Genomic DNA, 26357 nt, shown 5'->3' on the forward strand with positions numbered 1-26357 from the left:
ATGTCCAAAGCCACTCACAATCCGACGGCCGGTGCGATGCCGCATACCGAGGTTTCAACAACCGCCGCAACCATCAAGACCGTGCTCATATTGGCTGGTCTCGCCGTGTTGATCGCTGCGCCGATGTTCGTTTATCCGATCTTTCTGATGAAGCTCCTGTGCTTTGCGCTGTTTGCCTGCGCCTTCAATCTGCTGATCGGTTATACGGGGCTGCTTTCCTTCGGCCATGCGGCGTTTTTCGGCGGTGCGGCCTATTTCACCGCCTATTCTGTGAAGGAATGGGGCGTCACGCCCGAGATCGGCCTTATCATCGGCATGGCGGGTGCGGCCCTTCTTGGCCTCGTCATCGGCTTTTTCGCCATTCGTCGTCAGGGCATCTATTTCGCCATGATCACGCTGGCGCTCTCGCAGATGTTTTATTTCTTCTGCCTTCAGGCGCCTTTCACCCATGGCGAGGACGGCTTGCAGGGCGTGCCGCGCGGCCACCTCTTCGGCCTTCTCGATCTCAATGGGCCGCTGAACATCTATTACACGGTGCTGGCCTTTTTCGTGCTCGCGCTTCTCGTCATCTGGCGTTTCGTCAACTCGCCCTTCGGCATGATTTTGAAATCCATCCGTGAAAATGAGCAGCGTGCGATTTCTCTGGGCTACAGCGTGCAACGTTACAAGCTCGGCGCCTTCGTCATGTCGGCGGCGCTTGCCGGTCTTGCGGGCGGCCTGAAGGCGCTGGTGTTCCAGTTCGCGACCCTTACCGATGTGGCCTGGCAGATGTCGGGTGAGGTTATCCTGATGACCCTGCTCGGCGGCATCGGCACCATGATCGGCCCGATCTTCGGTGCGGGTCTTGTCGTCGCGCTGCAGAACTATCTCGCGACATCCGATTTCCCCGTCACTATCATCACTGGCCTCGTTTTCATGGCCTGTGTTCTGGTGTTCCGGCGCGGTTTGATCGGTGAATTTTACGCTTCGCGGCTGGGGCGAAAACTAGGGTTTCAGCACCGCAGCTAATTTTTTTTAAAACAGGCAAATGACTTCCTCCGCGTCCCGGTGACGCGGCAAGGGCGCCGTATGGAGAATAGAATGGGCGAATACGACTATATCGTCATCGGAGCGGGAAGTGCGGGATGCGTTCTCGCCAACCGCCTTTCGAAAGATCCGAACCACCGCGTGCTGCTGCTGGAGGCGGGCGGCAACGATAATTACCACTGGATCCATATTCCGGTCGGTTATCTCTATTGCATCAACAATCCGCGCACCGACTGGTGTTTCAAGACGGCGGAAGAGCCGGGGCTTAACGGTCGCGCGCTGATTTATCCGCGCGGCAAGGTTCTGGGCGGCTGCTCTTCCATCAATGGCATGATCTATATGCGCGGTCAGGCGCGAGACTACGATGTCTGGCGTCAGCTTGGCTGCGAGGGCTGGGGATGGAACGATATCCTGCCCTATTTCATGAAGTCGGAGGATTTTTATCGCGGCAGGAGTGACATGCATTCCACCGGCGGCGAATGGCGGGTGGAGAAGGCACGCGTGCGCTGGGATGTGCTGGATGCCTTCCAGAAGGCGGCGGGCGAAGCCGGCATTCCCGCAACCGAAGATTTCAACCAGGGCGACAACGAGGGTGCCGGTTATTTCGATGTAAACCAGCGGTCAGGCTGGCGCTGGAACACGGCCAAGGCCTTTCTGAGACCGGCGCGTGACCGAAAGAACCTGACGGTTTTGACCAAGGCCCATGTCAAGCGCCTCATCATCAACGAAGGCCGTGTCACGGGCGTCGAGTTCCACCACGACGGCGTTTTGAAAAAGGTGCTTGCGCGGCGCGAGACGGTGCTTTCTGCCGGTGCGGTCGGTTCGCCGCATGTTCTGGAGCTTTCCGGTATCGGCCGAGGCGACGTATTGCAGGCTGCCGGTATCGACACCGTGACGGAAGTTCAGGGCGTTGGCGAGAACCTGCAGGACCATCTGCAATTGCGCATGGTCTATAAGGTCTCCGGCGTTCTGACGCTGAATGAAAGGGCCTCAACCCTGTTCGGCAAGGCAAGGATCGGCCTTGAATATGCGCTGACCCGCTCCGGGCCGATGTCGATGGCGCCCAGCCAGCTTGGTGTCTTCACCCGTTCCTCGCCGGAAAAAGAAACCGCCGATCTGGAATATCATGTCCAGCCGGTTTCACTCGACAAGTTCGGTGATCCGGTTCACACTTTTCCCGCCATTACGGCAAGTGTGTGCAATCTGCGGCCGGAAAGCCGGGGTTCCGTGCATGTGAAAGGACCGGATTTCGCCATGCAGCCGGAAATCCGCCCGAACTATCTGTCTACTGAAGGCGATCGTCAGGTTGCCATAGATTCCATGCGGCTGACGCGTCGCATCGTCGCTCAGCCCGCCTTTGCCCGGTTCAAGCCGCAGGAATACCGGCCCGGTCCGTCTTTTGAAAATGATGGCGATCTGGCCCGTGCCGCGGGCGATATCGGCACGACCATATTCCATCCCGTCGGCACGCTTCGCATGGGATCGGATCCGGAAAGTGTCGTCGATACGCGGCTGAAATTCCGCAAGCTTGCCGGGCTGCGCGTTGCGGACGCATCCATCATGCCAAGGATCACGTCCGGGAACACCAATTCGCCGACGATCATGATTGCCGAAAAGGCCGCCGACATGATCCTTTCGGACAATCGTTGAGAGGAGCGCTCCCATGAAGACCGTCGCTTTTATCGGACTTGGACATATGGGCTTGCCAATGGCCGCCAATCTCGTCAAGGCGGGTTTTACCGTCAGGGGTTTCGACCTTTCCGAAGCCTGCCGTGTGGCGGCGCGTGAGGTCGGAATCCCCGTCGCGGCGGATGCGACCGAGGCCATGGAAGCGGCGGAGGTGATCATCACCATGTTGCCGAAGGGTGAGCACGTTGTTTCGGTCTATGGCGATCTGGTCCGGAAGGTCTCTGCCGGCACGCTTCTTGTCGATTGCTCGACGGTGGATATGGAAAGCGCCCTGAAAGCGCATGAACTTGCCGCTTCCGCCGGTTGCCCGTCTGTCGATGCCCCGGTTTCCGGCGGCACGAGTGGTGCTAGCGCCGGCACATTGACCTTCATGTGCGGCGGCGAGGATGAGGCTTTCTCGGTGGCAAGGCCGGTGCTGGAAGCGATGGGCAAGAAGATCGTGCATTGCGGCAGGGGCGGCAACGGGCAGGCGGCCAAGATCTGCAACAACATGATCCTGGGCGTTTCCATGATTGCGGTTTCCGAAGCCTTCGTGCTTGGCGAAAAGCTCGGCCTTTCGCATCAGGCGCTGTTCGATGTCGCCTCCACCTCCTCCGGCCAATGCTGGTCGCTCACCACCTATTGCCCGGTGCCGGGGCCGGTGCCGACATCGCCTGCGAACAATGATTACCAACCGGGTTTTGCCGCCGCCCTGATGTTGAAGGATCTGAAGCTTTCGCAAGCCGCCGCGAATGGTAACGGCATCTCCACCCCGCTCGGCGCAGCGGCGTCGGCGCTTTATGAGAACTTCGTCAATGAGGGCGGGGGCGTGCGCGATTTTTCCGCCATCGTCGAGATGCTGCGCGGAGGCGAAGCATGATGGAAGCCACGCCGTCGGATATTCTGTGGGTGCCACCAGAGGAACGGCTGGAGCGCTCATCGCTATTCGTTTTTGCCACAAGGACCGCGCCGCTGCACGGACTTGCCGCCGATGATTATCCCGGCCTGCTGCGCTGGTCCATCAACGAGCCGGGCGAATTTTACGATGCCTTGTGGGATGAACTTGGGATCATCGGCACGCGCGGCGAAACGGCGTTCAAACCTGGCGCGACGATCCGCGAGGCCGAATTTTATCCGGGCGCAAGGCTCAATTACGCCGAAAACCTGCTGCGCGATGCCGATGAGCGACTGGCCATCATCGCCCATCGGGACGACGGTACACGGCGCGAGATAAGCCGCAGGCAGCTCTATTCGGATGTCTCCCGTCTGGTGCAGGCGCTCGTCCAAGTGGGCGTGAAAGAAGGCGACCGCGTCGGCGCCATCGTCACCCATGATATCGAGGCGATCGTCAGCTATCTGGCGACGAGCGCCATCGGAGCCATCTGGTCGTCGTGCTCGCCGGATTTCGGCCCTGCTGGAGCCTCTGACCGCCTGTCGCAGATCGATCCGAAAATTCTCATCGCCGTGCCGGAATATGGTTATGCCGGCAAGCGCATCGATGTTGGTCCGACCATCCGCGCCGTTGCGGAAAGCGCGGCCCCTCAAAAGATCGTGTTGATCGGTGATGTTGTTCCCGTCAGCCTTTCCGATCTCGGCTGCGTGACCTTGGATGATTTCGTAGCACCTTATGAGCCGGGAGAAATCGCGTTCAACCGGTTGCCGGTCATCGCGCCGCTGGCGATCCTTTATTCCTCCGGCACGACCGGCAAACCGAAATGCATTACCCATTCCGGCGGCGGGCTACTGCTTCAGCACATGAAGGAACAGAAGCTGCAATGCGATATCAGGCAAGGCGAGCGTTTCTTCTACTTCACCACCTGCGGCTGGATGATGTGGAACTGGCAGGTATCCGGTCTGGCGCTCGGCGCAACGCTCGTGACCTATGACGGCAATCCCGGTTATCCAACGCCTGCGCGGCTGATCGACCTCATCGACGCCGAACAGATTGCGACCTTCGGAACCTCGGCCAAGTTCATCGACGCCTGCCTCAAAGCGGGGTTGAAGCCGCGCGAAAGCCACGGACTTTCGTCGCTGCGAACAATTCTTTCCACCGGCTCACCGCTCATCCCGCAATCCTTCGACTATATCTATCGCGACTGGAAGACCGACGTGCATCTTGCCTCCATTTCCGGCGGCACGGATATCTGCGCCTGCTTCCTCGGCGGCAATCCGCTGCAACCGGTTCATCGCGGCGAATTGCAGGGCGCGATGCTGGGTATGGATATCGATACGCTGGATGATGAAGGACGTTCCGTTCGTGGCGTTGCCGGCGAACTCGTCTGCCGCAACGCTCATCTGTCCATGCCGGTCAAATTCTGGGGCGATGACGACGGCTCGCGGTATCAGGCCGCCTATTTCGACCGCTTTCCGGGCATCTGGGCGCACGGTGATTTTGCCGAAATGCGTCCGTCCGGCGGATATGTCATTCATGGGCGCTCCGATACGACACTCAACCCCGGTGGGGTCCGCATCGGTACGGCGGAAATATACCGTCAGGTGGAAACCGTGCCGGAGGTTGAGGAAGCGATTGCCGTCGGGCAGGATATCGATGGCGACCAGCGGGTCATTCTCTTCGTGCGCCTGAAAGTTGGGGCGGACCTAACGGAGGAGCTGGAAAAAACCATTCGTAGCCGCATCCGTGTAGGCGCGACGCCACGGCACGTCCCGGCAAGGATCATCGCCGTCAGCGCCATTCCCCGCACCCGCTCGGGCAAGATTTCGGAAATCGCGGTTCGCGATACCATCCATGGCCGGCCGGTAAAAAACGCCGACGCGCTCGCCAATCCGGATGCGCTCGATCTTTTCCGCAACCTGCCGCAACTGAAGGATTAGGCCGATGGAGGATCAACCGAAAACCGTTCTGGTCACAGGTTCCACCAGCGGCATTGGGCTGGCGATTGCCAAACGTTTCGCCGAGGCGGGGTTTCTGGTCGCCGTTCATGGCATAGAGACGTCGGAGGAAGCGACGCAGGCTCTGGAGATGGTCGCGAAGGTGGCGCGACACAGGCCGGTCTATTTTCCCGCCAACCTTGCCAATTATGACGAGAGTGCGCATCTGCCGGAAACCGTCATTGCCGAGTTCGGTCAAATCGACGTGCTCGTCAACAATGCCGGCATCCAGAAGGTCGCGCCGATCGACGAGTTTGATTTCGCCGATTTTTCCCGTATCGTCGCGATTTCGCTCGACAGCGCTTTTCATACGATCCGTGCAGCCCTGCCGGGTATGAAGGAGCGCGGCTGGGGGCGCATCGTCAATATTGCTTCCGCACACGGATTGCGTGCTTCACCGTTCAAGGGACCGTATGTGGCGACCAAACATGCCGTAGTGGGCCTGACCAAAAGTGTGGCGCTGGAAGTGGCAGAGCTTGGCATTACCTGCAACGCCATCTGCCCCGGTTACGTCTGGACGCCGCTTGTGGCGGCCCAGGTCGCCGATCAGGCGCGGGTGCATGGCATGAGCGAGGAGGATGTGGTGAAGAAAGTGATGCTTGCGCCGCAGCCGACGCGGCGTTTCGTGCAACCGGAGGAAGTGGCGGAGATGGCGTTTTACCTCACCGGCGATATGGCTCGCTCTATCACCGGCACCACCATTTCCATCGACGGCGGCTGGACCGCGAAGTAATTTTGCGCTCGTCTCAAGGGAGCCGTCTCGACGAATTCAACGCCTTCATCCAGTGCAGTTAGGTGTCGTCCCTATGTTCGGAACAAAACTGGGACCCTGTGAATTAAATCAACAGGGTTACAGGGAGTAAAAGACATGGCCAGAGAAAATTCCAGCTATCTCCACGGTCGGGATGCTCCGAAGCGCGAAACGGCGACACGCGCGCGGCAAGGATCCAGAGGTCGCCCCGTTCTCGTCATTCTGATTGTCAGCGTGTTTCTGGCGTTGGTGGTTTGGGCGGTCGTCGAATATTCGGTTTTCGAGCCCGACGAAAATCTTCCGCAGAACCCGCAGACCCAGACGGCGCCGATACCACAGCAGCCGTCAGGGGCCGAAAGCTTCGACAACAACCCGGCGAATGGACGCCCCGTGCCGCCCGCGTCGACCGATAGAAATCCGTCTCCGCAGGATTCGACGGGCGCGCCGCAAAACCCGTGACCACCATGCCGTGAAATTTTTTGTGCTAAATGAATAGTTTGTATGGAACCATATCGCACCCAATTTCATTTCACGCAAAGTGACAGGAAACGGGGGTTTCATTCATGGCAGTCACCGTCACTGCGGTTATTCTCTCGCTGATCGGCCTTGCGCTGTTCGGTTTCGGCTCTCAGCTCGTCATGCTGGGCGGGAGCCTGTATTACGTCCTTTCCGGACTGGCCTTCCTGTTGACGGCCATTCTGCTGTTCAAGCGCAACCGCGCAGCACTTCACGTCTATGCTCTTTTCATCGTCGCGACGCTTGCCTGGGCCGTCTGGGAAGTCGGCTTCGACTGGTGGCAGCTAGGCCCGCGCGGTGGCATCATCATTCTCATCGGTTTGTGGCTTTTGGTCCCGTGGGTCAGAAAACCGCTCGGTTTTTCCAGCCCGACAGGCTTGAATTACGGCCCGAATGCCTGGCCGCTTGCGCTGTCGGTTCTCGCCTCCATCGTGGTGGCGGGATATTCCATGACGCAGGATCCGCATGACAAGCCGGGCTCACTGCCTCAGGAGACGGTATCCGCCGCCCCTGTTTATGGCGGCAACGTGCCGGATGGCGACTGGCATCAATATGGCCGCACGCCCTATGGCCAGCGTTATTCGCCGCTCACCCAGGTCAATGTCGACAACGTCTCGCAGTTGAAGGAAGCCTGGCGTTACCAGACCGGCGACGTGAAGCTGCCGGATGACGTGGGGGAAACCACCTATCAGGTAACGCCGCTCAAGATCGGCAATACGCTTTATATCTGCACGCCGCACAATTGGGCGATCGCCATCGATGCCGCAACCGGCAAGGAAAAGTGGAAATACGACCCGAATGTCGGTCTCAATCCGGACCGTCAGCACCAGACGTGCCGCGGCGTATCCTATTATGCCGAACCAAACGTCGCACAGGGCACGGTGTGCGCCGAGCGCGTTTATCTGCCGACTTCGGATGCGCGACTGATTGCGCTGGATGCGGCGACCGGTCAGGTCTGCACCTCCTTTGCCGATCAGGGTGTACTGCATCTCGAACAGGGCATGAAATACAATCCCGCCGGTTATTATTATTCGACCTCGCCACCCGTGATTGCGGGGGGCAAGATCATCATCGGCGGCGCGGTGAACGACAATTATTCCACGCAGGAACAGTCCGGCGTTATCCGCGCTTTCGATGTCAACACCGGTGCTCTCGTCTGGAACTGGGACTCCGGTAATCCGGCAAAGACCGAGCCGATTGCGGCAGGTGAAACCTACACCACCAACTCTCCGAACAGCTGGTCCGTGTTGAGTTATGACGAAGGGTTGGGTCTCGTCTACGTCCCGCTCGGCAATCAGGTACCGGACCAGCTCGGTATGGGTCGCAGCGAGAATGTGGAGAAATATTCCTCCTCCATCGTGGCGCTTGATATCAATACCGGCAGAGATCGCTGGGTGCGCCAGACGGTTCACCACGATCTGTGGGATATGGATGTGCCAGCCCAGCCGGTGCTGCTCGACATCACCAAGGACGGCCAGACCGTTCCCGCACTTGTCGGTCCCACCAAGCAGGGCGACATTTACGTTCTCGACCGGCGCACCGGCGAGCCGCTTCTGCCGATCACGGAGGAACCGGCGCCGGGCGGGGCGATCCCTGAAGACTTCACCTCGCCAACGCAGCCGACGACGGCGCTGTCGTTCAAGCCGGAGCCGCTGCAGGAAAAGGACATGTGGGGCGTCTCCATGTTCGATCAGCTCGCCTGCCGTATCCGCTTCCACCAACTGAACTACGAGGGTCGTTACACCCCACCGTCTCTGACCGGCTCGATCATCTATCCGGGCAATTTCGGCACATTCAACTGGGGCAGCGTCGCGGTCGATCCAGAACGCCAGGTGATGTTCGGCATGCCGACATATCTTGCCTTCACCTCGCAGCTTGTGCCGCGTGCCGACATTCCGCCCAAGGGTCAGGACGAGAAGGGTAGTGAGCAGGGTTTGAACCGCAATGACGGCGCGCCCTATGGCGTATTCATGGGTCCGTTCCTCGGTCCGCTGCAAATCCCTTGCCAGGCGCCGCCGTGGGGTTATGTGGCAGGCGCCGACCTGCGCACCGGCGATATCGCCTACAAGCACAAGAACGGCACCGTTCATGACATGACGCCGCTGCCGTTGCCCTTCAAGGTGGGTGTGCCGGGCATTGGCGGTCCGATGATCACCAAGGGTGGCGTTGCCTTCCTCGGTGCCGCCGTCGACAACTATCTGCGCGCCTACGACCTCACCACCGGCAAGCAGCTATGGGAAGCACGTCTGCCGGCCGGCGGCCAGGCGACGCCCATGACCTATGCGCTGGATGGCGGCAAGCAATATGTCGTCATGGTCGCGGGCGGTCATGGTTCCGTCGGAACCAAGCCGGGCGACTATGTCATCGCCTATACCCTGCCATAGATTTCGCAGGCTTCAGGCAAATAAAAAAACCGGAATGGTCGCCCATTCCGGTTTTTGCTTGCGTGGAATGCAGACAGGATCATGCCGCTTTTTTCTGAGCGGCGGCATTGACCGATGTCTTGGCGAGTGAGGTCAACGCGTCGTCTGTCTTGGATTCTTCCTTAAGCGTGGCATCCAGCAGGGAAACGACATTGCCGTGTCCGAGCTTTTCCGCCCAGGCCTTCAGGGTGCCATAACGGGCGATCTCGTAATGCTCGACCGCCTGGGCCGACGAGATGAGACCGGCATCGAGCGCTGCCGTGCCCTTGAAATCGTCCATGATCTCCTCGCCCTCGGCGATGATGCCCTGGATCGCTTCGCAGGTCTTGCCCTGCGCCCGCTTGCCGATGATCTCGAACACCTCCTGCAGGCGTTCCACATGGCCTTGCGTTTCTTCCTTGTGTTTTTCAAATGCCTGTTTCAGCTTCGGGTCCGTTGCTGCCCGGGCCATCTTGGGCAGTGCTTTCAGGATTTGCCTTTCGGCGTAATAAATATCCTTCAGCGTGTCGTAAAACAGGTCATCGAGTTTCTTCTCGGCCATTGTTCCTTCTCCCGTAGTGTGAAAATCTGGGACGTGCGCCCCATGCGCACGGGAGACAAACCCTTCGCCGTCCCTATGGTTCCGACTCCGTTGCGCGCAACGTTTATAATTGCCGCGCGGAACCAACATGCTCTCACCGAACTTACTATGGTGAAATTTCGGGAGGAGATGCGACCTTGCCTCAAAGCCTTGCAGAAGAATTTTCCATGAATATTTCCATTCCCTTCGAGGTGCTCCTTGTGCGGGTGTGCGGCGCGGTCATCCTGTGCGGCCTCATCGGTCTGGAGCGGGAATTTCACAAGAATACCGCCGGTTTGCGCACCAATATGCTGATCGGCCTTGCCGCAGTCACCTTCAGCGTCATCACCATTCACATGATGGAGACGATGGCGGAAGGTCATGAGGCAGCGCGGCTCGATCCCATCCGGCTGGTAGAGGCCGTGACGGCGGGCATCGCCTTTCTGGCGGCAGGTGTGGTCGTTTATACCAGAGGCGACGTCAAAGGTCTGACGACGGGCGCAAGCATGTGGCTGTCCGCCGCGATCGGCCTTTCCGCCGGTCTCGGCATGTGGCCGCTTGCCGTGCTTGCCGCTGGGGTCGGTATTGTCGTGCTGTGGGTGCTTCGCCGGGCGGAGGTCGCAGCCGGCATCAAGGAGGAATGACCGGCGTTAGCCAAACCGGAAGAGATCGGCGTCCGGGTCCTTGCCGCCATTGACGGCGGCGGCGATTATTTCGGCGGCGATCTGGCTGAAGGTGATGCCGTTGCCGCCGAAACCCATGACAGCATAAACGTTCCTCATGCCGGGAACCGCGCCGATCAGCGGCAGGCCGGTGACGGTTGTGCCGAAGGCTGCCGCCCAGCGGTATTCCGGCTCGCCGATATCGATACCAAGAAGCTTTTCGACCTTGCTGCGGATTGTCTCCGTTTTCGCGGCGAGCTTGCGCTTCGATTGGTAGGAGATGGGATTGTCTTCATCCTCGCCACCGGCAATCAGGCGGCCGTCACGGTCGGTACGCAGGTAAAGATAGGGATCGGAGGCCTCCCAGACGAGGTGGCTTTTCAACCAGTCAGGTGGATCGATGCCCTTCGCACTCGCCAGCGCCCAGGTGGAGATGATCTTGTGTTTCGGGCTTTCAAGCGATTTCAGGAACTCATATCCGGTGCAGAAAACGACATTTCGGGCGGAAAGAATCCTGCCCTGTGCGGTGGCGATGACCACCTCGTCGCCGAGGTTTCTGAGATCGGTTATCTCAAGATGCGACACGATTTCAGCGCCGGCACCCGACGTGTGGCGCAACAGGCCCGCCGTCAGCTGCGCGGGATTGGCGGAGGCCGAAATATCGCTGAGGATAGCTCCGGTCCGCTCGATGGCGTAGTCGTTCCTCAGCTCAGTGGGGCCAAGGAAGCGAGCGGCGATCCCTGCTTCTTCACGGGCTGCTGCTTCAGCCTTCAGCGCGCGTGAACCCATGTCGTCTCCGGCGACATAAAGCGCCTGTTTGCGTGCCATACCGCAGGAAATGCCGAGCGAGGAGACGATTTCCTCCAGACGCAGGACGGCGCGTGCGGAACGCTGCCACGCCCGGTCCGCAGCGTGCCTGCCGATCATCTTTCGAAGCTCGATCAGGGGTGTGTCGATCTCGTGCTGTATCATCGCGGTGCTGGCCACGCTGCTGCCCATCACCGGTTCGCTCCGGTCGACGACAAGCATGGATTGCCCCGGCCTGTGCAAGGCATGGGCCACCAGCGCGCCGCTGATGCCGGCGCCGACGACGATGGTGTCGTAACGGTCGGCATCAGGGGTCGTCCCGCTGCGGACGCCGATGCGCGGCGTATCGGCCCACAGGGGTTTTGACTGCCTGAGGTCGCGTTCCTTCGTCAGTTCCGATATCGGCATGAAATTGTCCTGAAAGGTCTCACGGCTCGGTATAGTCGGCGACGTTGGGTTTTTCCGGCTCCGTTACTTTTATTTAGCGGGATCGATGAGGGCGATGCCGAATTCGCGGCGATAGGTGCGCCGCAATTCTGCAGGTGTTTCGCGGATGACGACTTCGAGCGTCGGCCGCACCACGCCGTTCAGAAAATGGCCACCTTTCGTAGACCCGTCGGCAAAGCCGAGGACAACATGGAGGTGTGGATTTGGCGTGTGGTTCTCATCAAGGGTAATATCGCCGAGCAGACTTAGAACCTCACTTTGTTCCGTCACCGGTATTTCCTTGTATTCCCGCGTCTGGAGATCGAAGAAGGCGAGCGTCGCTGTCGCAAAGGCGCCGATTGCGGTTACCGAGGCGGCATTGATGTTTTCGGTCTTGGCAAAGCGACGGATCGCTTCGAACGCCTCTTCTTCCGGGTCGATGACGAGAATGAAGGTGCGTTCCGCGCCGCTTGCCAGCAATCTGCTTTTCATGGGGTCCTCCTGGAAAAGTGCCGCCGCGCGCCGGCGGCACAGGAATGGCGCGGCCTCAGGCGGCCCGGCGTTCGTGGCGGCCTTCCTCGACCTCTTCGACGATTTTACCGACGAAGGCGTCGAGATCGTCCGGGCTGCGGGAGGTGACGATGCCGTGGTCTGTCACGACCTTTTCGTCTTTCCAGTTGGCGCCGGCATTTTTGAGGTCGGTCTTGATCGACCAATAGGAGGTGGCGTCGCGACCGTGCAGAGCATCCGCTTCCACCAGAAGCCAGGGGGCGTGGCAAATAGCGGCTACGACCTTGCCGGATTTGACGAAATCACGGACCACGCGCATCGCATCCTCGTCGTGGCGCAGAACATCCGGATTGATCTGGCCGCCCGGAAGGACCAGCGCGTCGAAATCATCCGATCTGACGTCCTTGGCGGAGAGGTCGACGGCGATACTGTCGCCCCAGTCCTTTTTGTCCCAGCTTTTTATCGCGCCATCCTTGATGGAGGCGATCTTCACGTTCGCGCCCTTCGCCTTCAGCTGGTCGTATGGCACGCGCAATTCGGAACGCTCATAGCCGTCCGTTGCAAGAATGACGATTTTTGCGGCGTTGATGGCAGTCATATCTGTTTCCTTCCTGTTTAGCTGGGGTCAGTTTTCCTTGTCCGAGTTCATGGAGGGCAGAAAAAATTCCACATCCTTGCGACGATCCGCGTCGAGAGTTTCGATGTTCGTTCGCCAGAATGTTTCGGCTTCCGCCGGTTCATGCTCCCATTGGCGCACGAAGGTCTTGTTGTCGTCGATCATGACCTCGCGTGTGCCGCCGAGCCGCAGATATTCTTCTGCAAGTTTGCGCGTTTCGGTCTTTTCCATTTCGCGGCTCCTTATTCGTGGAAAGCGGAGACGGAGGGTGCCGGATGGGTAAGAAGCTCGGCTGCCATTTCGTTGGCCAACGGGAGAAAACGGAAAAATCCCGCTGTTCTTCAGCGCCATCGCGTCCGTTTGACACGGCGGCCCTCCTGCCGGAACAACGTGAGTTCTCCGGTATGGTTCCGCTTTTTTCGGACCGCGTCATTGCCGAGGCCCAAATGCATCGTGTGCGATTTTTGCCGGAACAAACGGGCGAGTCGCGCTGTTTTATCCCTGACGCAGGGGAGGCAGCATGGCAGCCAGACAGAGCGACGGCGAATACCACGGCAACAATGAAAACAAGGGTTTCTGGTCGATCGACTTCGGCAATTCGCCGGTTATCGGCACAGCCATCCATGACGGTCATTTCATTCGTCCGGCCGTTGTCTCGCGGATGGCTCTTTCACCCGAACAACGGCTGCGAGAAGAGGATCCTTTCACCGGCGAGATGATCGCCGGATTGACGAACCGCATCGTCGTTCATCATTCACGTTTTGAAGCCGATCTCAACCGCGCCGCCGATCAGGCGATCTATTTGAAGCCGGAACAATCCTGGGGGCTGGAGGTCTGGAAACAGGCACCGCCGAAGGAGGCCACCCGGCAATCGCTCGATTTTCATGCCGATTACTACGCGATGCTGGAAACCGTTCTCTCAACCATCGAGCGGCGACACGGGGCTTTTGTGGTGCTGGATGTGCATAGCTACAATCATCGCCGGCAAGGGGCTGCTGAGCCGCCGACGGTGCAGGCGGAAGCCCCCGACATCAATATCGGTACCTTTTCCATGGATCGCGGCCGCTGGAGCGATGTCGTCAGCGCGGTCGGCCGCCATTTGGCGTCGGCAACCATCGGCGGACGCCGTCTCGATGTCCGCGAGAATGTGGCATTTCAGGGCAAGGGGGAACAGACCCGCTTCATTCACGAGCGTTTTGCGGAAAACGGTTGCGCCATCGCGGTCGAGTTCAAGAAGTTCTTCATGGACGAGTGGACCGGAAAACCGGATGCCCGGGTAGTGTCGGATATTCGCGCCACGATCGCCGCACTTCAGCCGGTTCTCGAAGAATGCCTGAGGTCGCGACGATGAACCTTTCCTCTGTCCGCGCCACGCCCTCGCCGATTGCCGATCTGGTGGATGATGTCGTGTCCTGCCTTGAGGCCGGCAAGGCGGTCCGCCGCGATGTCGGAAAAAACGGCAGGCTGCATATCGACCGGCCGCTGCCTTTCCTCTGCCTGTATCTGACCGGCGGCACGAAGAACCTTGCCGCCCGCGATATCGTCTCGGCCCATGCCTCCTATCTCATCGCGTCGACCATCCAGGAGGCCGCGCCGCTGATCAAGGGGGTGGGTGCCGCCATGCGGCAACGTTTCGGCGCCTTCATGGTTCTCGATATCGGCGAACTGGAGCACGACATTCTGCTTGCCGACGATTCACCTTTTCTGCCGCATTACGAGGTTTCCGTCTCGGCAACGGGTGAGCCCGAAACGCAAAATGCCCGCCGTGTTTTCATCAAGGCGGTTTGCGATGCCGAAGTGCGGTTTCGTACGCCGCGTATCACCAGGCCTGAACCGGATGCCGATCCGATCCTCAGATTTCAAAATGCCGGGCTTGATTTTCCCTGCATCAGCGTGCGATTTGCGCCGATCTACCGCCAACCGGAATCCGGCGCGGACTATCCCGGCCTGCGCGAGACGATGATCGCCGATATTTTCGATGCGGGCCTGCAGGCCTTCTCGTCATACGCTTCCGGCAAGGACGCCCTTAAGGTCACCAGTCACCGGGCGCTCGGCCGCAAGGCCTTTGTCGATGCTGTCAGGCGTGCGGACCGTTCGATCGACGACATTGTTTCTTCTTTCGATTTTCTTCTGTCGGTTACGCCGATCAATGCCCGCCGGGCCTTCGTGGAGTTTCGCGATGGCAGCTTTCAATATGCGCCGCGCCTGCTTTACCGGCCGCTTGGCGTCGATGTCGAGGAGCAGAAACGCAAGCTCTATTCCGTGGTGTTCGATCACCTGGAAGACCCGGTGCTTTATCATCTCTACCGGGAAAAACAGCGGGAGATCGATCTGCAACTGACGATGCTCGCCAGCCTGCACCATCGCACCTTCACCGATTTTTCACGCGCCCTTTATGGCGCCGTCGAACCTGCTCTTTTGACGCTGGCGCTCAGTGTGCTCGCCGATTGCCCGCGCAGGCAGGGTGATGGCGAAATCGCCATGGTCGATTGTTATGCGGTTGCCAAAAAATCGCGCGAGATGGTCGATACCTATCTGAGGGAAGAACCTGGCTTCAAGGCCCGCGTCGAAATCAGGGACGACCTGCCGCCCGGCCTGATGGTGACGGGCGAAAAGCTTCTGATTTCCCGCCACACCGTCATGGAACAGCGCCGTGTCGAAGCGCTTCTATCCCATGAAATCGGCGTGCATCTTTTGACCTATTTCAACGGCTCGTTTCAGGGCCTCAGGCTCTTCCGTACCGGCCTTTCAGGTTATGAGGGCGTGCAGGAGGGGCTGGCGGTGCTGGCGGAACATCTCGCCGGCGGCATGACGCGCGAGCGCCTGCGCCTGATTGCCGGGCGCGTCGTTGGTTGTGCGGCGATGCTGGACGGGGCGACGTTCGTGGAGACGTTCCGCATCATGACGCGCGAGCACGGTTTCGACGCGGCCGGAGCTTTCAACATGGTGCTGCGCATCTATCGGGGCGGCGGTCTTTCGAAGGACGCGATTTATCTGCGCGGGCTGGCGGAGGTGTTGGAGCATCTGCGCCGGGGCGGCGCGCTCGACCCATTCTGGATGGGCAAGATCGCCGCCGCCCATTTTCCGGTCATGCAGGAGCTTGCCTTGCGCGGCCTTTTGCGCCCGCCCGGCGTACGGCCGGCTTTTCTGTTGCCCGCCAAGGCCAACGAGCGGCTGGAAAAAATACGGGCGGGATTATCCATTGCCGAACTGGCGACATTATAGGAGGGGCTCTATGCGCATCGCATTTTTCGTCAATTCGATCGAGACCGAGGGGCCGAATTTCGCAACCGGCCTGCTGGCCAGGGCGGCGCTCAATCGTGGCCATGAGGTGGTCTATCTGACGCCTGGCGATTTCACTTTGCGCTCGGACGACAGCCTGACCATACATGCGACCATGCTGCCGAAGACGAAAATCAAGAAAGGCGACACTCTCCACGCTATACTCCAGGACAAGACGCTGGAGCGGCGAACCATGGATGTGGAGGAAATCGATGCGCTGATGCTGCGCAACGATCCGTCCCTCGACCAGACGACGAGGCCGTGGGCGGTGCATGCCGGCATTTTGTTTGGGCGGCTTGCCGAACAGCGTGGCGTTGTGGTTCTGAACGACCCCGAAGGCTTAGCGCTGGCGCAGAACAAGCTCTATTTCCAAAGCTTTCCCGAAATCGTGCGCCCGACAACGATCATCTCGCGCAATGTCGATGAAATTCGCGCTTTTGCCGATGCACATCCCAAGGGCGTCATCGTCAAGCCGTTGCAGGGCTCAGGCGGCAAGAACGTCTTCAAGATCGGTTCGAGCAAGGAGGCCAATCTCAATCAGATTTTCGAGGCGGTCAGTCTCGAAGGCTATCTGATCGCGCAGGCCTATCTGCCGGCGGCCAAGGATGGCGACATCCGCTTTTTCATGATGAATGGCAGACCGCTGATGCGTGACGGCCAATATGCTGCACTTCGCCGCCGGCCGGCGACAGGCGATCTGCGCTCCAACATCCATGCCAATGGCACCGCCGAGGCCGTGAAGGTGACGGACGAAATCGTCGAGCTTGCCGAAATGATGCGGCCGAAGCTCGTGGAGGACGGCATGTTTCTGGTCGGGCTCGATATCGTCGGCGACAAGATACTGGAGGTGAACGTGTTTTCGCCGGGCGGCCTTTCCAATATTCGCGACTTCACCGATATCGATTTCAGCGAAACGATCATCGAGGCCGTGGAGACCAAGATCGCCACGCAGAGCGCCTCCGGCGGCGTGCTTTCCAATCGCCTGCTGGCGACGCTGTGACCTATTCTCGCAGCTCAGTCGACTGCATGTCACGATACCAGGCGACGAGGGCCTTGATGCCCTCTTCGACCGGGGTTTGCGGCACATAGCCGGTCAGGGCCCGGAGAAGGTCGGGGGAGGCGAAGGTGCGGGGAACGTCTCCCTGCTGCATCGGCAGCATGTTGCGGATCGCCTGCCTGCCGACCGCCTTTTCGACCGTCTCGACAAAGTGCATCAGCTCCACCGGCTGGCCGCCGCCAATATTGACGATACGGAAGGGTGCGTGGTGTGAAAGCGTATCGGTCACGCCTTCCTGCGTCACCCGGTTTTCCTCGGACGGGATGATCTGGCTCAGCCGGACGATACCTTCGACAAGATCGTCGATATAGGTGAAGTCACGGCTCATATTGCCCTGGCCGTAAATATCGATCGGTCTGCCGTTCGAGATGGCGTCGACGAATTTGATCGGCGCCATGTCCGGCCGTCCCCAGGGACCGTAAACCGTGAAGAAGCGGAAGGCCGTGGTCGGCAATTTATGGAGATGGGCATAACTGTGCGCCATCAGTTCCATCGATTTTTTGGTGGCCGCATAAAGCGTCATCGGCTCGTCGGCCCTGTCGCTTTCCGCGAAAGGTATTTTTTCGTTGGCGCCGTAGATGGAGGAGGTCGATGCCAGCATCAGGTGCTTGACCTGCAGGTTCTTGGCAAGCTCCAGCATGTTCCACGATCCGATGAGATTGGAATCGATATAGGCGCGGGGGTTCTCAAGGCTGTAACGGACGCCCGCCTGTGCCGCGAGGTGAATGATGATCTCCGGTTCGGCAGCCTCCGCCGCCCGCTTCAGGGCGTCTGCATCTTCCAGCATGCCGATCTCGGCCCTGAAGCCATTGGAGCGGGAAAGAATGGCGTGGCGTTTTTCCTTGAGGCTGACATCGTAATATTTCGTCATGCCGTCGAAACCGGTCACGAAGTGGCCGGCATCGAGCAGCCGCTTCGCGACGTAGAAACCGATGAAGCCCGCCGTGCCGGTAACCAGATAACGCATGATGACTATATCCCAAATCCGTTGGTGCGTTTGCGGATGAACCGAAGCGCGAAAACCGTTCTAATGAAACTTCGAAGGCGAAACCGTTACTGGCCTTTGTCGGAACCGCTCTCGTGTGGGCGGCCGATCCCCGCATAGATGAAGCCATGCCCGGTGACTTCATCTACACGGTAGATATTGCGCAGATCCACCAGCACAGGGTTTTTCATGATGGCCTTGAGGCGTGGCAGATCGAGCGCGCGGAACTGGTTCCATTCAGTCACGATCACCACGGCGTCGGCGTCCTCCGCCGCCTCGTAGGGGCCGCTGGCATAATCGACATCCTCCATGACATGACGGGCATTCGCCATGCCTTCCGGATCGTAGCCGACCACCTTCGCACCGCCATCCTGCAGGGTCTGGATGATGGCGATCGCCGGGCTGTCGCGCATGTCGTCGGTGTTGGGCTTGAAGGTCAGGCCAAGCACGGCGATCTTCTTGCCGCGCACATCGCCGCCCACCGCGTTGATGACCTTGCGGCCCATGGCACGCTTGCGGTTGTCGTTGATGGCGATGGTGGTTTCGATCAGCCGCACCGGGGCGTCATAGTCCTGCGCGGTCTTGGCGAGCGCCAGCGTATCCTTGGGAAAACAGGAGCCGCCATAACCGGGGCCGGCATGCAGGAATTTCGAGCCGATGCGGCCATCGAGGCCGATGCCGCGCGAAATGTCCTGAACATTGGCGCCGACCTTTTCGCACAGATCCGCCATTTCGTTGATGAAGGTGATCTTCATCGCCAGAAAGGCGTTGGCGGCATATTTTATGAGTTCCGAAGAGCGTCTCGTGGTGAAGAGCAACGGCGACTGGTTGAGATAGAGCGGACGGTAAACCTCTGTCATCACCGGCCGCGCGCGTTCGTCCGAAAGGCCGACGACGATGCGATCCGGGCGCTTGAAATCCTCGATTGCCGCGCCTTCGCGCAGGAATTCCGGATTGGAGACCACGGCGAAATCGGCCGAAGGGTTTTCCTCGCGGATGATGCGCTCCACCTCGTCGCCGGTGCCGACGGGAACGGTGGATTTGGTGACGATGACGGTGAAACCGTCAAGCGCATGGGCTATTTCTTTCGCCGCCGCATAAACATAACCGAGGTCCGCGTGGCCATCGCCGCGCCGCGAGGGTGTGCCGACCGCAATGAAGACGACATCTGCACTGGCAACCGCAGAGGAAAGTTCGGTGGTGAAGTTCAACCGGCCGGCTCTGGCGTTACTGGCGACGATAGCGTCCAGGCCCGGTTCGAAGATCGGAATATGGCCGCTTTTCAGCGCTTCGATCTTTTCCGGCATCTTGTCGACGCAGATCACGTCATGGCCGAAATCGGCAAAACACGCACCGGAAACAAGGCCGACATAACCGGCACCGATCATCACTATCCGCATTCTTTTTTTCCCTTCGGTCCGTGAGGCGATGTTCGCGCGGCAATGCTCAGGCGAAATCAGCGGGTGCAATCACACCACAATGTTTAGCCGCCTTCACGCTTGCCGCCAAGCGTCACGATCAACACGGGCTAACCTCTTTCCATGACGGTGATGTGATGGCGGTGGCGGGACAAATTTGCCGCACCTTGCGGGCATTTGCATCGATGGGGTCGGATCGTCCACTTTTGCCGTTTTTGCGACTTGCACTCATAGGTAGCCGGGTCTAGCCATAGGGGTGAGGATCAAATCTGCCAGACTGTCTGTCCCTTAAGGGGCGTCCGGGTTGCTTTACGCGGCCGGGGTGCGCTTTGCGTTGCGGTCGATGTTCGGGGAAGTTCAATGCAAAAGGGTTTTCTGCTCGGTCTGTTCGCTTATGCGACCTTTTCCCTGGGCGATGCCACGATCAAGTCGCTCGGATCACAGATCAGTGTTTTCGAGATCGGCTTCTTCAGCATATTGTTTTCCGGCATCTTCATCTTCTTCAGTAAACCGCGCGAGGAAAGGTGGCGGGAGTTCTGGCGCATGAGCCGCCCCTTCGCGGTGCATGGGCGGGCGATTTCCGGCCTGTTTGCTGGGATTCTCGGCATCTACGCCTTCACCACCATTCCACTCGCCGAAGCCTATGCGTTGATCTTTCTGTCGCCGCTGTTCGTGACCGTGCTGTCTGCCGTTGTTTTGAAGGAAGATATCGGGCCATGGCGCTGGGCTGCTGTTCTGGCCGGCATCGTCGGCGTTCTCCTTGTCGTGCGGCCGGGCTTCAAGTCGCTGGAACTTGGACATTTCGCCGCCATCGGCGTCGCCTTTCTGGCGGCGATGACCATCGTGTTGCTCCGTTCGCTCGCTGGCAAGGAAAAGCGCACGTCGATCATGGGCGTGTTGCTGGTCTACGGTCTCACGTTCAACGGCATTGCCTCCATCCCCGATTTCGTCATGCCCAATCCGCATCAGTTCGCCGCCTTCGCCTTCATCGGGCTTTGCACGGCAACGGGACAGATAACCTTGCTGGTCGCAACCCGGATTGCACCGGCTAGCCAGATCGCGCCGTCGCATTATTCGCAAATCCTCTGGGCCGTAGCGATCGGCATGACCTTCTTCCACGAATATCCGGACGCGGTGGCGGTGCTTGGGCTGGGGGTCATCGCCGCATCGGGAATTCTGACGATGATCCGCGAAAAGGTGAGGCTCGGCGCGGTGCGCTGGAACCCGTTTTTCCGCAATCGTCTGTGACGTCGGATTATACCGGTTTGCCGACCTGATCGAGAAGCCATGTCTGAAAGGCGCGGGCAAGCACATTGTCCTGCCGTCCCTCCGGCAAGGCGACGTAATAGCTCTTGTCGGTTTGCAGGGGGATATCGAACACGATTTCGAGGCGGCCGGAGATAAGTTCCGCTTCGATCAGATATTTCGGCAAAAGGGTAAAACCGATGCCGCTTGCAGCGGCTTCGATGATCATCGAGAACTGGTCGAACCGGCTGCCCTTATAGGCGTTTTCCGCCGTCACCCCATTCATCTCCAGCCATTCCGTCCACAGTTTCGGCCGTGTCGTCACATGCAGCAAAGGTTGCCCGGCAAGATCGGTGGGCCGCTCCATACGGGCGCGCTGAAGCAGCGCGGGGCTGGCGACCGGCACGATCACCTCGTTGCATAAAAAGGTGCAGGTGCCATGCGCCCAGACCGGCTGGCCATAGTGAATGGCAAGGTCGAAACCTTCCTCGTCGAAATCGAAGGGGTGCGAGCGCGAGCCGATCGTGATCGCTATCTCCGGATTGGCGTCGATGAACCGGTGCAGGCGCGGCATCAGCCAGCGGCTGCCGAAAGTCGGCAGGGTGGCGACGGAGAGCGATGCGTGCGATGTTCCGGCCGAGACCGCACGCACCATCAACTGTTCGGACTGTTGCAGCAGGCGCCGCACATCCGGCAGGAATTTGCGGCCCGCTTCCGATAAAACCACACGCCTGCGGATGCGCTCGAAAAGCTGCATTCCGGTCTGCGCCTCGAGGTCGCCGATCTGCCGGCTGACCGCGCTTTGCGTGAGGTTGAGTTCTTCCGCCGCACGGGTAAAATTGCCATGCCGTGCCGCGCATTCAAACGCTTGCAGGGTGACGATGTCGGGAACCAGTCTTCTGCGCGGATCCATTCCATTCTCGCATCAACTTACCCGCTTTCCTCATTGGAAAAGGGCTATTGTGCCCATATATGATTACGGGAAAGAATGGAATGGTGTTTTGCCGACTTTGGTGGAGACCTGTTTCACATAATGATAAATTCGGGGAAAGAACAGCGACGGGAGTTGAAAGCGCCGTATCATAAATGGCCTTTCCTCCCCTTTGAGCCAAAAAGGACAATTGGACATGGATGCGACCACGAAGCTTGACGTGAAACAGGAAGCTGCGGCCCTGCTCGACAGAATGGGCGTCGCCCGCGATCTCTATACCGGCGGCGATATGGCGTCGTTCAGCCCGGTGACGGGTGAACAGGTCGCCAGCCTCAAGACCATTTCGGTCGAGGGTGTTGCAGCCGTGATCGACAAGGCTGATGCGGCCTTCAAGGTTTGGCGCAACGTGCCTGCTCCGCGTCGTGGCGAACTGATCCGGCTTTTGGGTGAAGAACTGCGCGCCTTCAAGGCCGATCTCGGTCGTCTCGTCTCGCTAGAAGCGGGCAAGGTCCCGTCCGAAGGTCTTGGCGAAGTGCAGGAGATGATCGATATCTGCGATTTCGCCGTCGGTCTCTCCCGCCAGCTTTATGGTCTTACCATTGCAACGGAACGCCCCGGCCACCGCATGATGGAAACCTGGCATCCGCTCGGCGTCGTCGGCGTCATCTCCGCCTTCAACTTCCCCGTCGCCGTCTGGTCGTGGAACGCGGCGCTCGCGCTCGTCTGCGGCAATTCGGTGGTCTGGAAGCCTTCGGAAAAAACTCCGCTCACGGCACTTGCCGTGCAGGGCATCTTCGAGCGTGCCGTCGCCCGTTTTGGCGATGCGCCGGAAGGACTGTCGCAGCTTCTGATCGGCGACCGCGCCGTCGGTGAAGCATTGGTGGACAATCCCAAGGTTCCCCTGGTTTCCGCCACCGGCTCCACCCGCATGGGCCGCGATGTCGGCCCGCGTCTGGCGAAACGCTTCGCCCGCGCCATTCTGGAACTTGGCGGCAACAATGCCGGTATCGTCTGCCCCTCTGCCGATCTCGACATGGCGCTGCGCGCCATCGCCTTCGGCGCCATGGGCACGGCTGGCCAGCGTTGCACCACACTTCGCCGTCTCTTCGTGCACGATAGCGTCTATGACCAACTCGTGCCGCGTCTGAAAAAGGCCTACGCCTCCGTTTCCGTCGGCAATCCGCTGGAAACATCGGCGCTTGTCGGGCCGCTGGTAGACAAGGCGGCTTTCGACGGCATGCAGAAGGCGCTCGAAGCGGCCAAGGCGCATGACGGCGTGGTGAATGGCGGCGGGCGCGTGGATACGGGTGCGCCGGATGCCTATTATGTTAAACCCGCGCTTGTCGAAATGCCAAAGCAGGCCGGACCGGTGCTGGAAGAGACCTTCGCGCCGATCCTCTATGTTATGAAGTACAGCGATTTTGATGAGGCGATCGAGGCGCACAATGCCGTCGCTGCCGGTCTGTCGTCATCGGTCTTCACCCGCGACATGCAGGAATCGGAACACTTCCTGTCGTCGGAAGGCTCGGATTGCGGCATCGCAAACGTCAATATCGGAACCTCGGGCGCGGAAATCGGCGGCGCCTTCGGCGGCGAAAAGGAAACCGGCGGTGGCCGCGAATCCGGTTCGGATGCGTGGAAGGCCTATATGCGCCGCGCCACCAACACGATCAACTACTCGAAGGCTCTGCCTTTGGCGCAGGGCGTGTCCTTCGATATCGAATAAATCGCTCGCAAGTTTCATTTGAGCGACATCGATCCATCATGCCGGTGCGGCCCGATCCGCACCGGCATTCCCTTGTTAAAAAGGGGCCGGCGAGGGGCGCCTGCGATGATTTGCGGGAAAGAGGTCTCTTCGCGGAATTTTATTCCTGCAAGATCGCTCATATTGAATTATCCTCTCTCTATCGTTTTCATCGAAAACCCTAGCATTGCTCCATATCGCAAACCGGCACAGCGCCGGTGATAAGGAGATAAAATGCCCGCCATCACCCGTCGCGCCCTTTCCGCCAGCATTCTTGTTGCCGCCGCATTATCCGTCCTGCCATTGCAGGCTCAGGCGGCGGAAGAGCTGAAGATCGGTTATCAGAAAACCGGCCTGCCGGTGATTGCGAGGCAACAGGGCGTCATCGAAAAGGCGCTTGAGGCCAAGGGCGTGAAGGTTTCGTGGGTCGAATTCACCGCAGGCCCGCCGCTGGTGGAGGCCTTGAATGTCGGCTCCATCAATGTCGGCTGGACGGGCGACGCGCCGCCGATCTTCGGTCAGTCGGCCGGTTCGGCCATTGTTTATGTCGCGGCCCTTCCTTCGAACGGCAAGGGCGAGGCGATCTTCGCCAAGCCTGAGAGCGGCATCAAATCGGTTGCCGATCTGAAGGGGAAGAAGGTCGGCGTCGGCAAGGGCACCAGCGCCCACAATCTGCTGGTGGCGGCAATCGAGAAAAACGGTCTGAAATTCAGCGATATCGACGTTGTGTATCTTAGCCCCGCCGATGCCGCCGCAGCCTTTGCGAGTGACAAGATTGACGCCTGGGCCGTTTGGGATCCTTTCTACGCGATTGCCGAGACCCGCTACAAGCCCGTCACGCTCGCCCGCACCAGCGAGGTCCTTAATGTGAGCACCTATTTCCTTGCCAATCGCGACTACGCCAAATCCCATGGCGACACCATCAACATCACGATCGATGCGTTGGGTGAGGCGGCCAAATGGTCCGCCGGCAACCGCGACAAGGTCGCTGCAGCACTGCATGAGGTGACGGGTGTGCCGCTGGAAGCGCAGACGCTGGCCGCCAACCGTTCGGAATTCGGCATTTCGAAGATCGATGACAAGATCATTGCCAGCCAGCAGGAAACCGCTGACCGCTTTTATCGCCTCGGCCTGATCCCGAAACAGATCAGCATCAAGGATGCTGTCTGGTCGGGCGCCACCAACTGATCCCCGGATACGGAGGCTTCGCCATGAGTATCAGAAGGCGTATCGAGGCAGGAAGCATCACGGGCTGGCTGCTTCCTGCCATCATTCTGGCGGGTTGGGAGGCAGCTTCCCGCATCGGGCTCATTTCGGGAAATGTGCTTCCGGCCCCCTCCGCCGTCGCGGAAGCCTTCTGGCGGCTTTTGCTTTCGGGCGAACTGATCGCCAATATCGGCGTCAGTTCCGCCCGCGCTTTGGCTGGTTTCGCCGTTGGCGGCGCGATCGGCTTTATCTTCGGGTTGGCCAACGGGCTGTCGCGGTTTTCCCGCAGCTTCACCGACACCACGCTGCAGATGATCCGCAACATTCCGCATCTGGCGCTCATCCCGCTCGTCATCCTGTGGTTCGGCATCGATGAGGAGGCAAAGCTTTTCCTCGTCGCGCTAGGGGTATTTTTCCCGATCTACATCAACACGCTGCTCGGCATTCAGGGGGTCGATCCGCAACTGGTGGAGATGGGCCGCACGTATGGCATGTCGCCCTTCACGCTGTTCCGGCGGGTGATCCTGCCGGGTGCGCTGCCGTCCATTTTCACCGGCCTCCGTTATGCGCTCGGCATCATGTGGTTGACGCTTATCGTGGCGGAAACCATCTCCTCCTCTTCCGGCCTCGGCTATATGGCCATGCAGGCGCGCGAGTTTCTGCTGATCGATGTCGTCGTTCTGTCGATCCTCATCTATGCGCTTCTCGGCAAGCTGGCGGACAGTTTCGCCCGCTTCCTCGAAAGCATCTTCCTGCAGTGGCATCCAGCCTTCAAGAAAGTCTGAGGTAACCCATGTCGACCAGTAATGTTACGACACTGAGACGCCCCGATGCCCCGCCATCCTCCCCTTCAGGGGCGGAAGCCAAGCTTGAGCAGCGCGGGAAGCAGAATGACGGTAAAGTCGCCTTCAGCTTCCGCGATGTGGTGAAGACCTTTGGCGACAAGCCGGTGCTGCGCGGGATCGATCTCGATGTGCGGGAAGGCGAGTTTCTGGCTGTCATCGGCAAGAGCGGCTGTGGCAAGAGTACGCTCCTGCGTATTCTGGCCGGTCTCGATGCGCCCACAAGCGGCACCGTTTCGAAAGACGCATCGAGCCGCACCCGCATGATGTTTCAGGAGCCGCGCCTTCTGCCATGGGAGCGCATCGCAAACAATGTGTCCGTGGGCCTGACCGGCATTGCCAAAGGGGAAGCGGCGCAAGAACAGGCGCTTGCCATTCTCGAAGAGGTAGGGCTGAAGGACCGGGCGGGCGAATGGCCCTATGTCCTGTCCGGCGGCCAGAAGCAGCGCGTGGCGCTGGCGCGGGCATTGGTGGCCCATCCCCAAATCCTGGCGCTGGACGAACCGCTCGGCGCGCTCGATGCACTCACCCGCATCGAAATGCAGCTTCTGCTCGAGCGCATCTGGCGCAAGCAGAAATTCACCGCCGTCCTCGTTACGCATGATGTCTCGGAAGCCGTGGCGCTTGCCGACCGCATCGTCGTCATCGATGAAGGACGCATCGCGCTCGATCTGGATGTGAAGTTACCGCGTCCGCGCCGCCACGGCACCGCCGAATTCGCGCGACTGGAAGAACAGGTCCTGAACCAGCTCTTCGGGCGTGGCGAGATTAGCGGATAAGGGCTGGCCGGCAGG

Annotated in this window: 25 protein-coding genes; 16 read left to right on the plus strand and 9 right to left on the minus strand. The window is 59.7% G+C overall.

All coding sequences use genetic code 11. The annotated features are described in order from the left end of the window. The 7 genes from RS75_RS01370 (at window position 1) to RS75_RS01400 (ending at window position 9234) form a co-directional block, all read left to right on the plus strand. Complete coding sequence (locus RS75_RS01370; RefSeq protein ID WP_045016587.1) at window positions 1-1008, plus strand: branched-chain amino acid ABC transporter permease; 1008 nt, start codon at window positions 1-3, stop codon at window positions 1006-1008. A 72-nt stretch (window positions 1009-1080) separates the two neighbouring features. Beyond that, window positions 1081-2676 carry a GMC family oxidoreductase gene (locus RS75_RS01375; protein ID WP_045016588.1) on the plus strand — a complete coding sequence of 532 codons (1596 nt, stop codon included), beginning with the start codon at window positions 1081-1083 and terminating at the stop codon, window positions 2674-2676. A 13-nt stretch (window positions 2677-2689) separates the two neighbouring features. Next, a complete protein-coding gene (gene mmsB, locus RS75_RS01380) occupies window positions 2690-3574 on the plus strand; it encodes a 3-hydroxyisobutyrate dehydrogenase (RefSeq protein WP_045016589.1) in 885 nt (294 codons plus the stop codon). Then, window positions 3571-5526, plus strand: a complete 1956-nt coding sequence (locus RS75_RS01385; protein ID WP_045016590.1) for an acetoacetate--CoA ligase — start codon at window positions 3571-3573, stop codon at window positions 5524-5526. The genes mmsB and RS75_RS01385 overlap by 4 nt, the downstream gene beginning before the upstream one ends. 4 nt (window positions 5527-5530) lie before the next feature. Further along, window positions 5531-6316: a 3-hydroxybutyrate dehydrogenase gene (locus tag RS75_RS01390; protein ID WP_045016591.1), complete on the plus strand. Its 786-nt coding sequence runs from the start codon at window positions 5531-5533 to the stop codon at window positions 6314-6316. 135 nt (window positions 6317-6451) lie between these two features. Further along, entirely contained in the window at window positions 6452-6793 is a 342-nt protein-coding gene (locus RS75_RS01395) for a flagellar basal body-associated FliL family protein (RefSeq protein ID WP_045016592.1), read from the plus strand. Window positions 6794-6897: 104 nt separating this feature from the next. Further along, the gene (locus RS75_RS01400) at window positions 6898-9234 is read left to right on the plus strand and encodes a glucose/quinate/shikimate family membrane-bound PQQ-dependent dehydrogenase (RefSeq protein ID WP_045016593.1); all 2337 of its coding nucleotides are present in this window, start codon (window positions 6898-6900) and stop codon (window positions 9232-9234) included. Window positions 9235-9313: 79 nt separating this feature from the next. Here the strand turns inward: RS75_RS01400 and RS75_RS01405 are convergent, their stop codons facing one another. Further along, window positions 9314-9814: a YciE/YciF ferroxidase family protein gene (locus tag RS75_RS01405; RefSeq protein WP_045016596.1), complete on the minus strand. Its 501-nt coding sequence runs from the start codon at window positions 9812-9814 to the stop codon at window positions 9314-9316. 176 nt (window positions 9815-9990) lie between these two features. Here RS75_RS01405 and RS75_RS01410 point away from each other — a divergent pair, with 176 nt between their 5' ends. Further along, window positions 9991-10476 carry an MgtC/SapB family protein gene (locus tag RS75_RS01410; protein WP_045016597.1) on the plus strand — a complete coding sequence of 162 codons (486 nt, stop codon included), beginning with the start codon at window positions 9991-9993 and terminating at the stop codon, window positions 10474-10476. Between the two features lie 6 nt (window positions 10477-10482). On the opposite strand, the gene RS75_RS01415 is transcribed toward RS75_RS01410, so the two are convergent. The 4 genes from RS75_RS01415 to RS75_RS01430 form a co-directional block, all read right to left on the minus strand. Next, window positions 10483-11709 carry an NAD(P)/FAD-dependent oxidoreductase gene (locus RS75_RS01415; protein ID WP_045016599.1) on the minus strand — a complete coding sequence of 409 codons (1227 nt, stop codon included), beginning with the start codon at window positions 11707-11709 and terminating at the stop codon, window positions 10483-10485. A 69-nt stretch (window positions 11710-11778) separates the two neighbouring features. Then, window positions 11779-12219: a PPC domain-containing DNA-binding protein gene (locus tag RS75_RS01420; protein ID WP_045016600.1), complete on the minus strand. Its 441-nt coding sequence runs from the start codon at window positions 12217-12219 to the stop codon at window positions 11779-11781. Window positions 12220-12274: 55 nt separating this feature from the next. Next, window positions 12275-12835: a type 1 glutamine amidotransferase domain-containing protein gene (locus RS75_RS01425; protein ID WP_045016602.1), complete on the minus strand. Its 561-nt coding sequence runs from the start codon at window positions 12833-12835 to the stop codon at window positions 12275-12277. Between the two features lie 27 nt (window positions 12836-12862). Beyond that, on the minus strand, window positions 12863-13084 hold the full coding sequence (locus RS75_RS01430; RefSeq protein ID WP_045016604.1) for a hypothetical protein: 222 nt from the start codon (window positions 13082-13084) through the stop codon (window positions 12863-12865). A gap of 289 nt (window positions 13085-13373) precedes the next feature. Here RS75_RS01430 and RS75_RS01435 point away from each other — a divergent pair, with 289 nt between their 5' ends. The 3 genes from RS75_RS01435 to RS75_RS01445 are packed head-to-tail and all read left to right on the plus strand — an operon-like array spanning window position 13374 to window position 17135. After that, complete coding sequence (locus RS75_RS01435; RefSeq protein WP_045016605.1) at window positions 13374-14204, plus strand: N-formylglutamate amidohydrolase; 831 nt, start codon at window positions 13374-13376, stop codon at window positions 14202-14204. Then, the gene (locus tag RS75_RS01440) at window positions 14201-16078 is read left to right on the plus strand and encodes a flavohemoglobin expression-modulating QEGLA motif protein (protein ID WP_045016697.1); all 1878 of its coding nucleotides are present in this window, start codon (window positions 14201-14203) and stop codon (window positions 16076-16078) included. The genes RS75_RS01435 and RS75_RS01440 overlap by 4 nt, the downstream gene beginning before the upstream one ends. Window positions 16079-16088: 10 nt before the next feature. After that, entirely contained in the window at window positions 16089-17135 is a 1047-nt protein-coding gene (locus tag RS75_RS01445) for a glutathione synthase (RefSeq protein ID WP_045016607.1), read from the plus strand. Window position 17136: 1 nt separating this feature from the next. On the opposite strand, the gene RS75_RS01450 is transcribed toward RS75_RS01445, so the two are convergent. Together RS75_RS01450 and RS75_RS01455 are read right to left on the minus strand one after the other, a co-directional pair. After that, complete coding sequence (locus tag RS75_RS01450) at window positions 17137-18159, minus strand: NAD-dependent epimerase (RefSeq protein WP_045016608.1); 1023 nt, start codon at window positions 18157-18159, stop codon at window positions 17137-17139. 86 nt (window positions 18160-18245) lie between these two features. Continuing rightward, window positions 18246-19577, minus strand: coding sequence for a UDP-glucose dehydrogenase family protein (locus RS75_RS01455; protein ID WP_045016610.1), 1332 nt, complete (start codon window positions 19575-19577; stop codon window positions 18246-18248). Window positions 19578-19955: 378 nt separating this feature from the next. Between RS75_RS01455 and RS75_RS01460 the strand changes: the two genes are divergently transcribed. Beyond that, window positions 19956-20843 carry a DMT family transporter gene (locus RS75_RS01460; RefSeq protein WP_045016612.1) on the plus strand — a complete coding sequence of 296 codons (888 nt, stop codon included), beginning with the start codon at window positions 19956-19958 and terminating at the stop codon, window positions 20841-20843. A 7-nt stretch (window positions 20844-20850) separates the two neighbouring features. Here RS75_RS01460 and RS75_RS01465 read toward each other — a convergent pair whose 3' ends face one another. Beyond that, window positions 20851-21753, minus strand: a complete 903-nt coding sequence (locus RS75_RS01465; protein ID WP_045016614.1) for a LysR substrate-binding domain-containing protein — start codon at window positions 21751-21753, stop codon at window positions 20851-20853. 214 nt (window positions 21754-21967) lie between these two features. On the opposite strand from RS75_RS01465, the gene amaB reads away from it, so the two are divergent. Continuing rightward, window positions 21968-23497 carry an L-piperidine-6-carboxylate dehydrogenase gene (gene amaB / locus RS75_RS01470; protein ID WP_045016615.1) on the plus strand — a complete coding sequence of 510 codons (1530 nt, stop codon included), beginning with the start codon at window positions 21968-21970 and terminating at the stop codon, window positions 23495-23497. A gap of 14 nt (window positions 23498-23511) precedes the next feature. On the opposite strand, the gene RS75_RS26575 is transcribed toward amaB, so the two are convergent. Next, a complete protein-coding gene (locus RS75_RS26575; protein WP_160297171.1) occupies window positions 23512-23658 on the minus strand; it encodes a hypothetical protein in 147 nt (48 codons plus the stop codon). 91 nt (window positions 23659-23749) lie between these two features. On the opposite strand from RS75_RS26575, the gene RS75_RS01475 reads away from it, so the two are divergent. The 3 genes from RS75_RS01475 to RS75_RS01485 are packed head-to-tail and all read left to right on the plus strand — an operon-like array spanning window position 23750 to window position 26342. After that, window positions 23750-24703, plus strand: a complete 954-nt coding sequence (locus RS75_RS01475; protein WP_045016617.1) for an aliphatic sulfonate ABC transporter substrate-binding protein — start codon at window positions 23750-23752, stop codon at window positions 24701-24703. A gap of 23 nt (window positions 24704-24726) precedes the next feature. Next, entirely contained in the window at window positions 24727-25506 is a 780-nt protein-coding gene (locus RS75_RS01480) for an ABC transporter permease subunit (RefSeq protein ID WP_045016619.1), read from the plus strand. A gap of 8 nt (window positions 25507-25514) precedes the next feature. Then, window positions 25515-26342, plus strand: a complete 828-nt coding sequence (locus RS75_RS01485) for an ABC transporter ATP-binding protein (RefSeq protein ID WP_045016622.1) — start codon at window positions 25515-25517, stop codon at window positions 26340-26342. Window positions 26343-26357: the final 15 nt, after the last annotated feature.

The organism is Rhizobium nepotum 39/7, from assembly GCF_000949865.1.
Classification (GTDB): domain Bacteria; phylum Pseudomonadota; class Alphaproteobacteria; order Rhizobiales; family Rhizobiaceae; genus Agrobacterium; species Agrobacterium nepotum.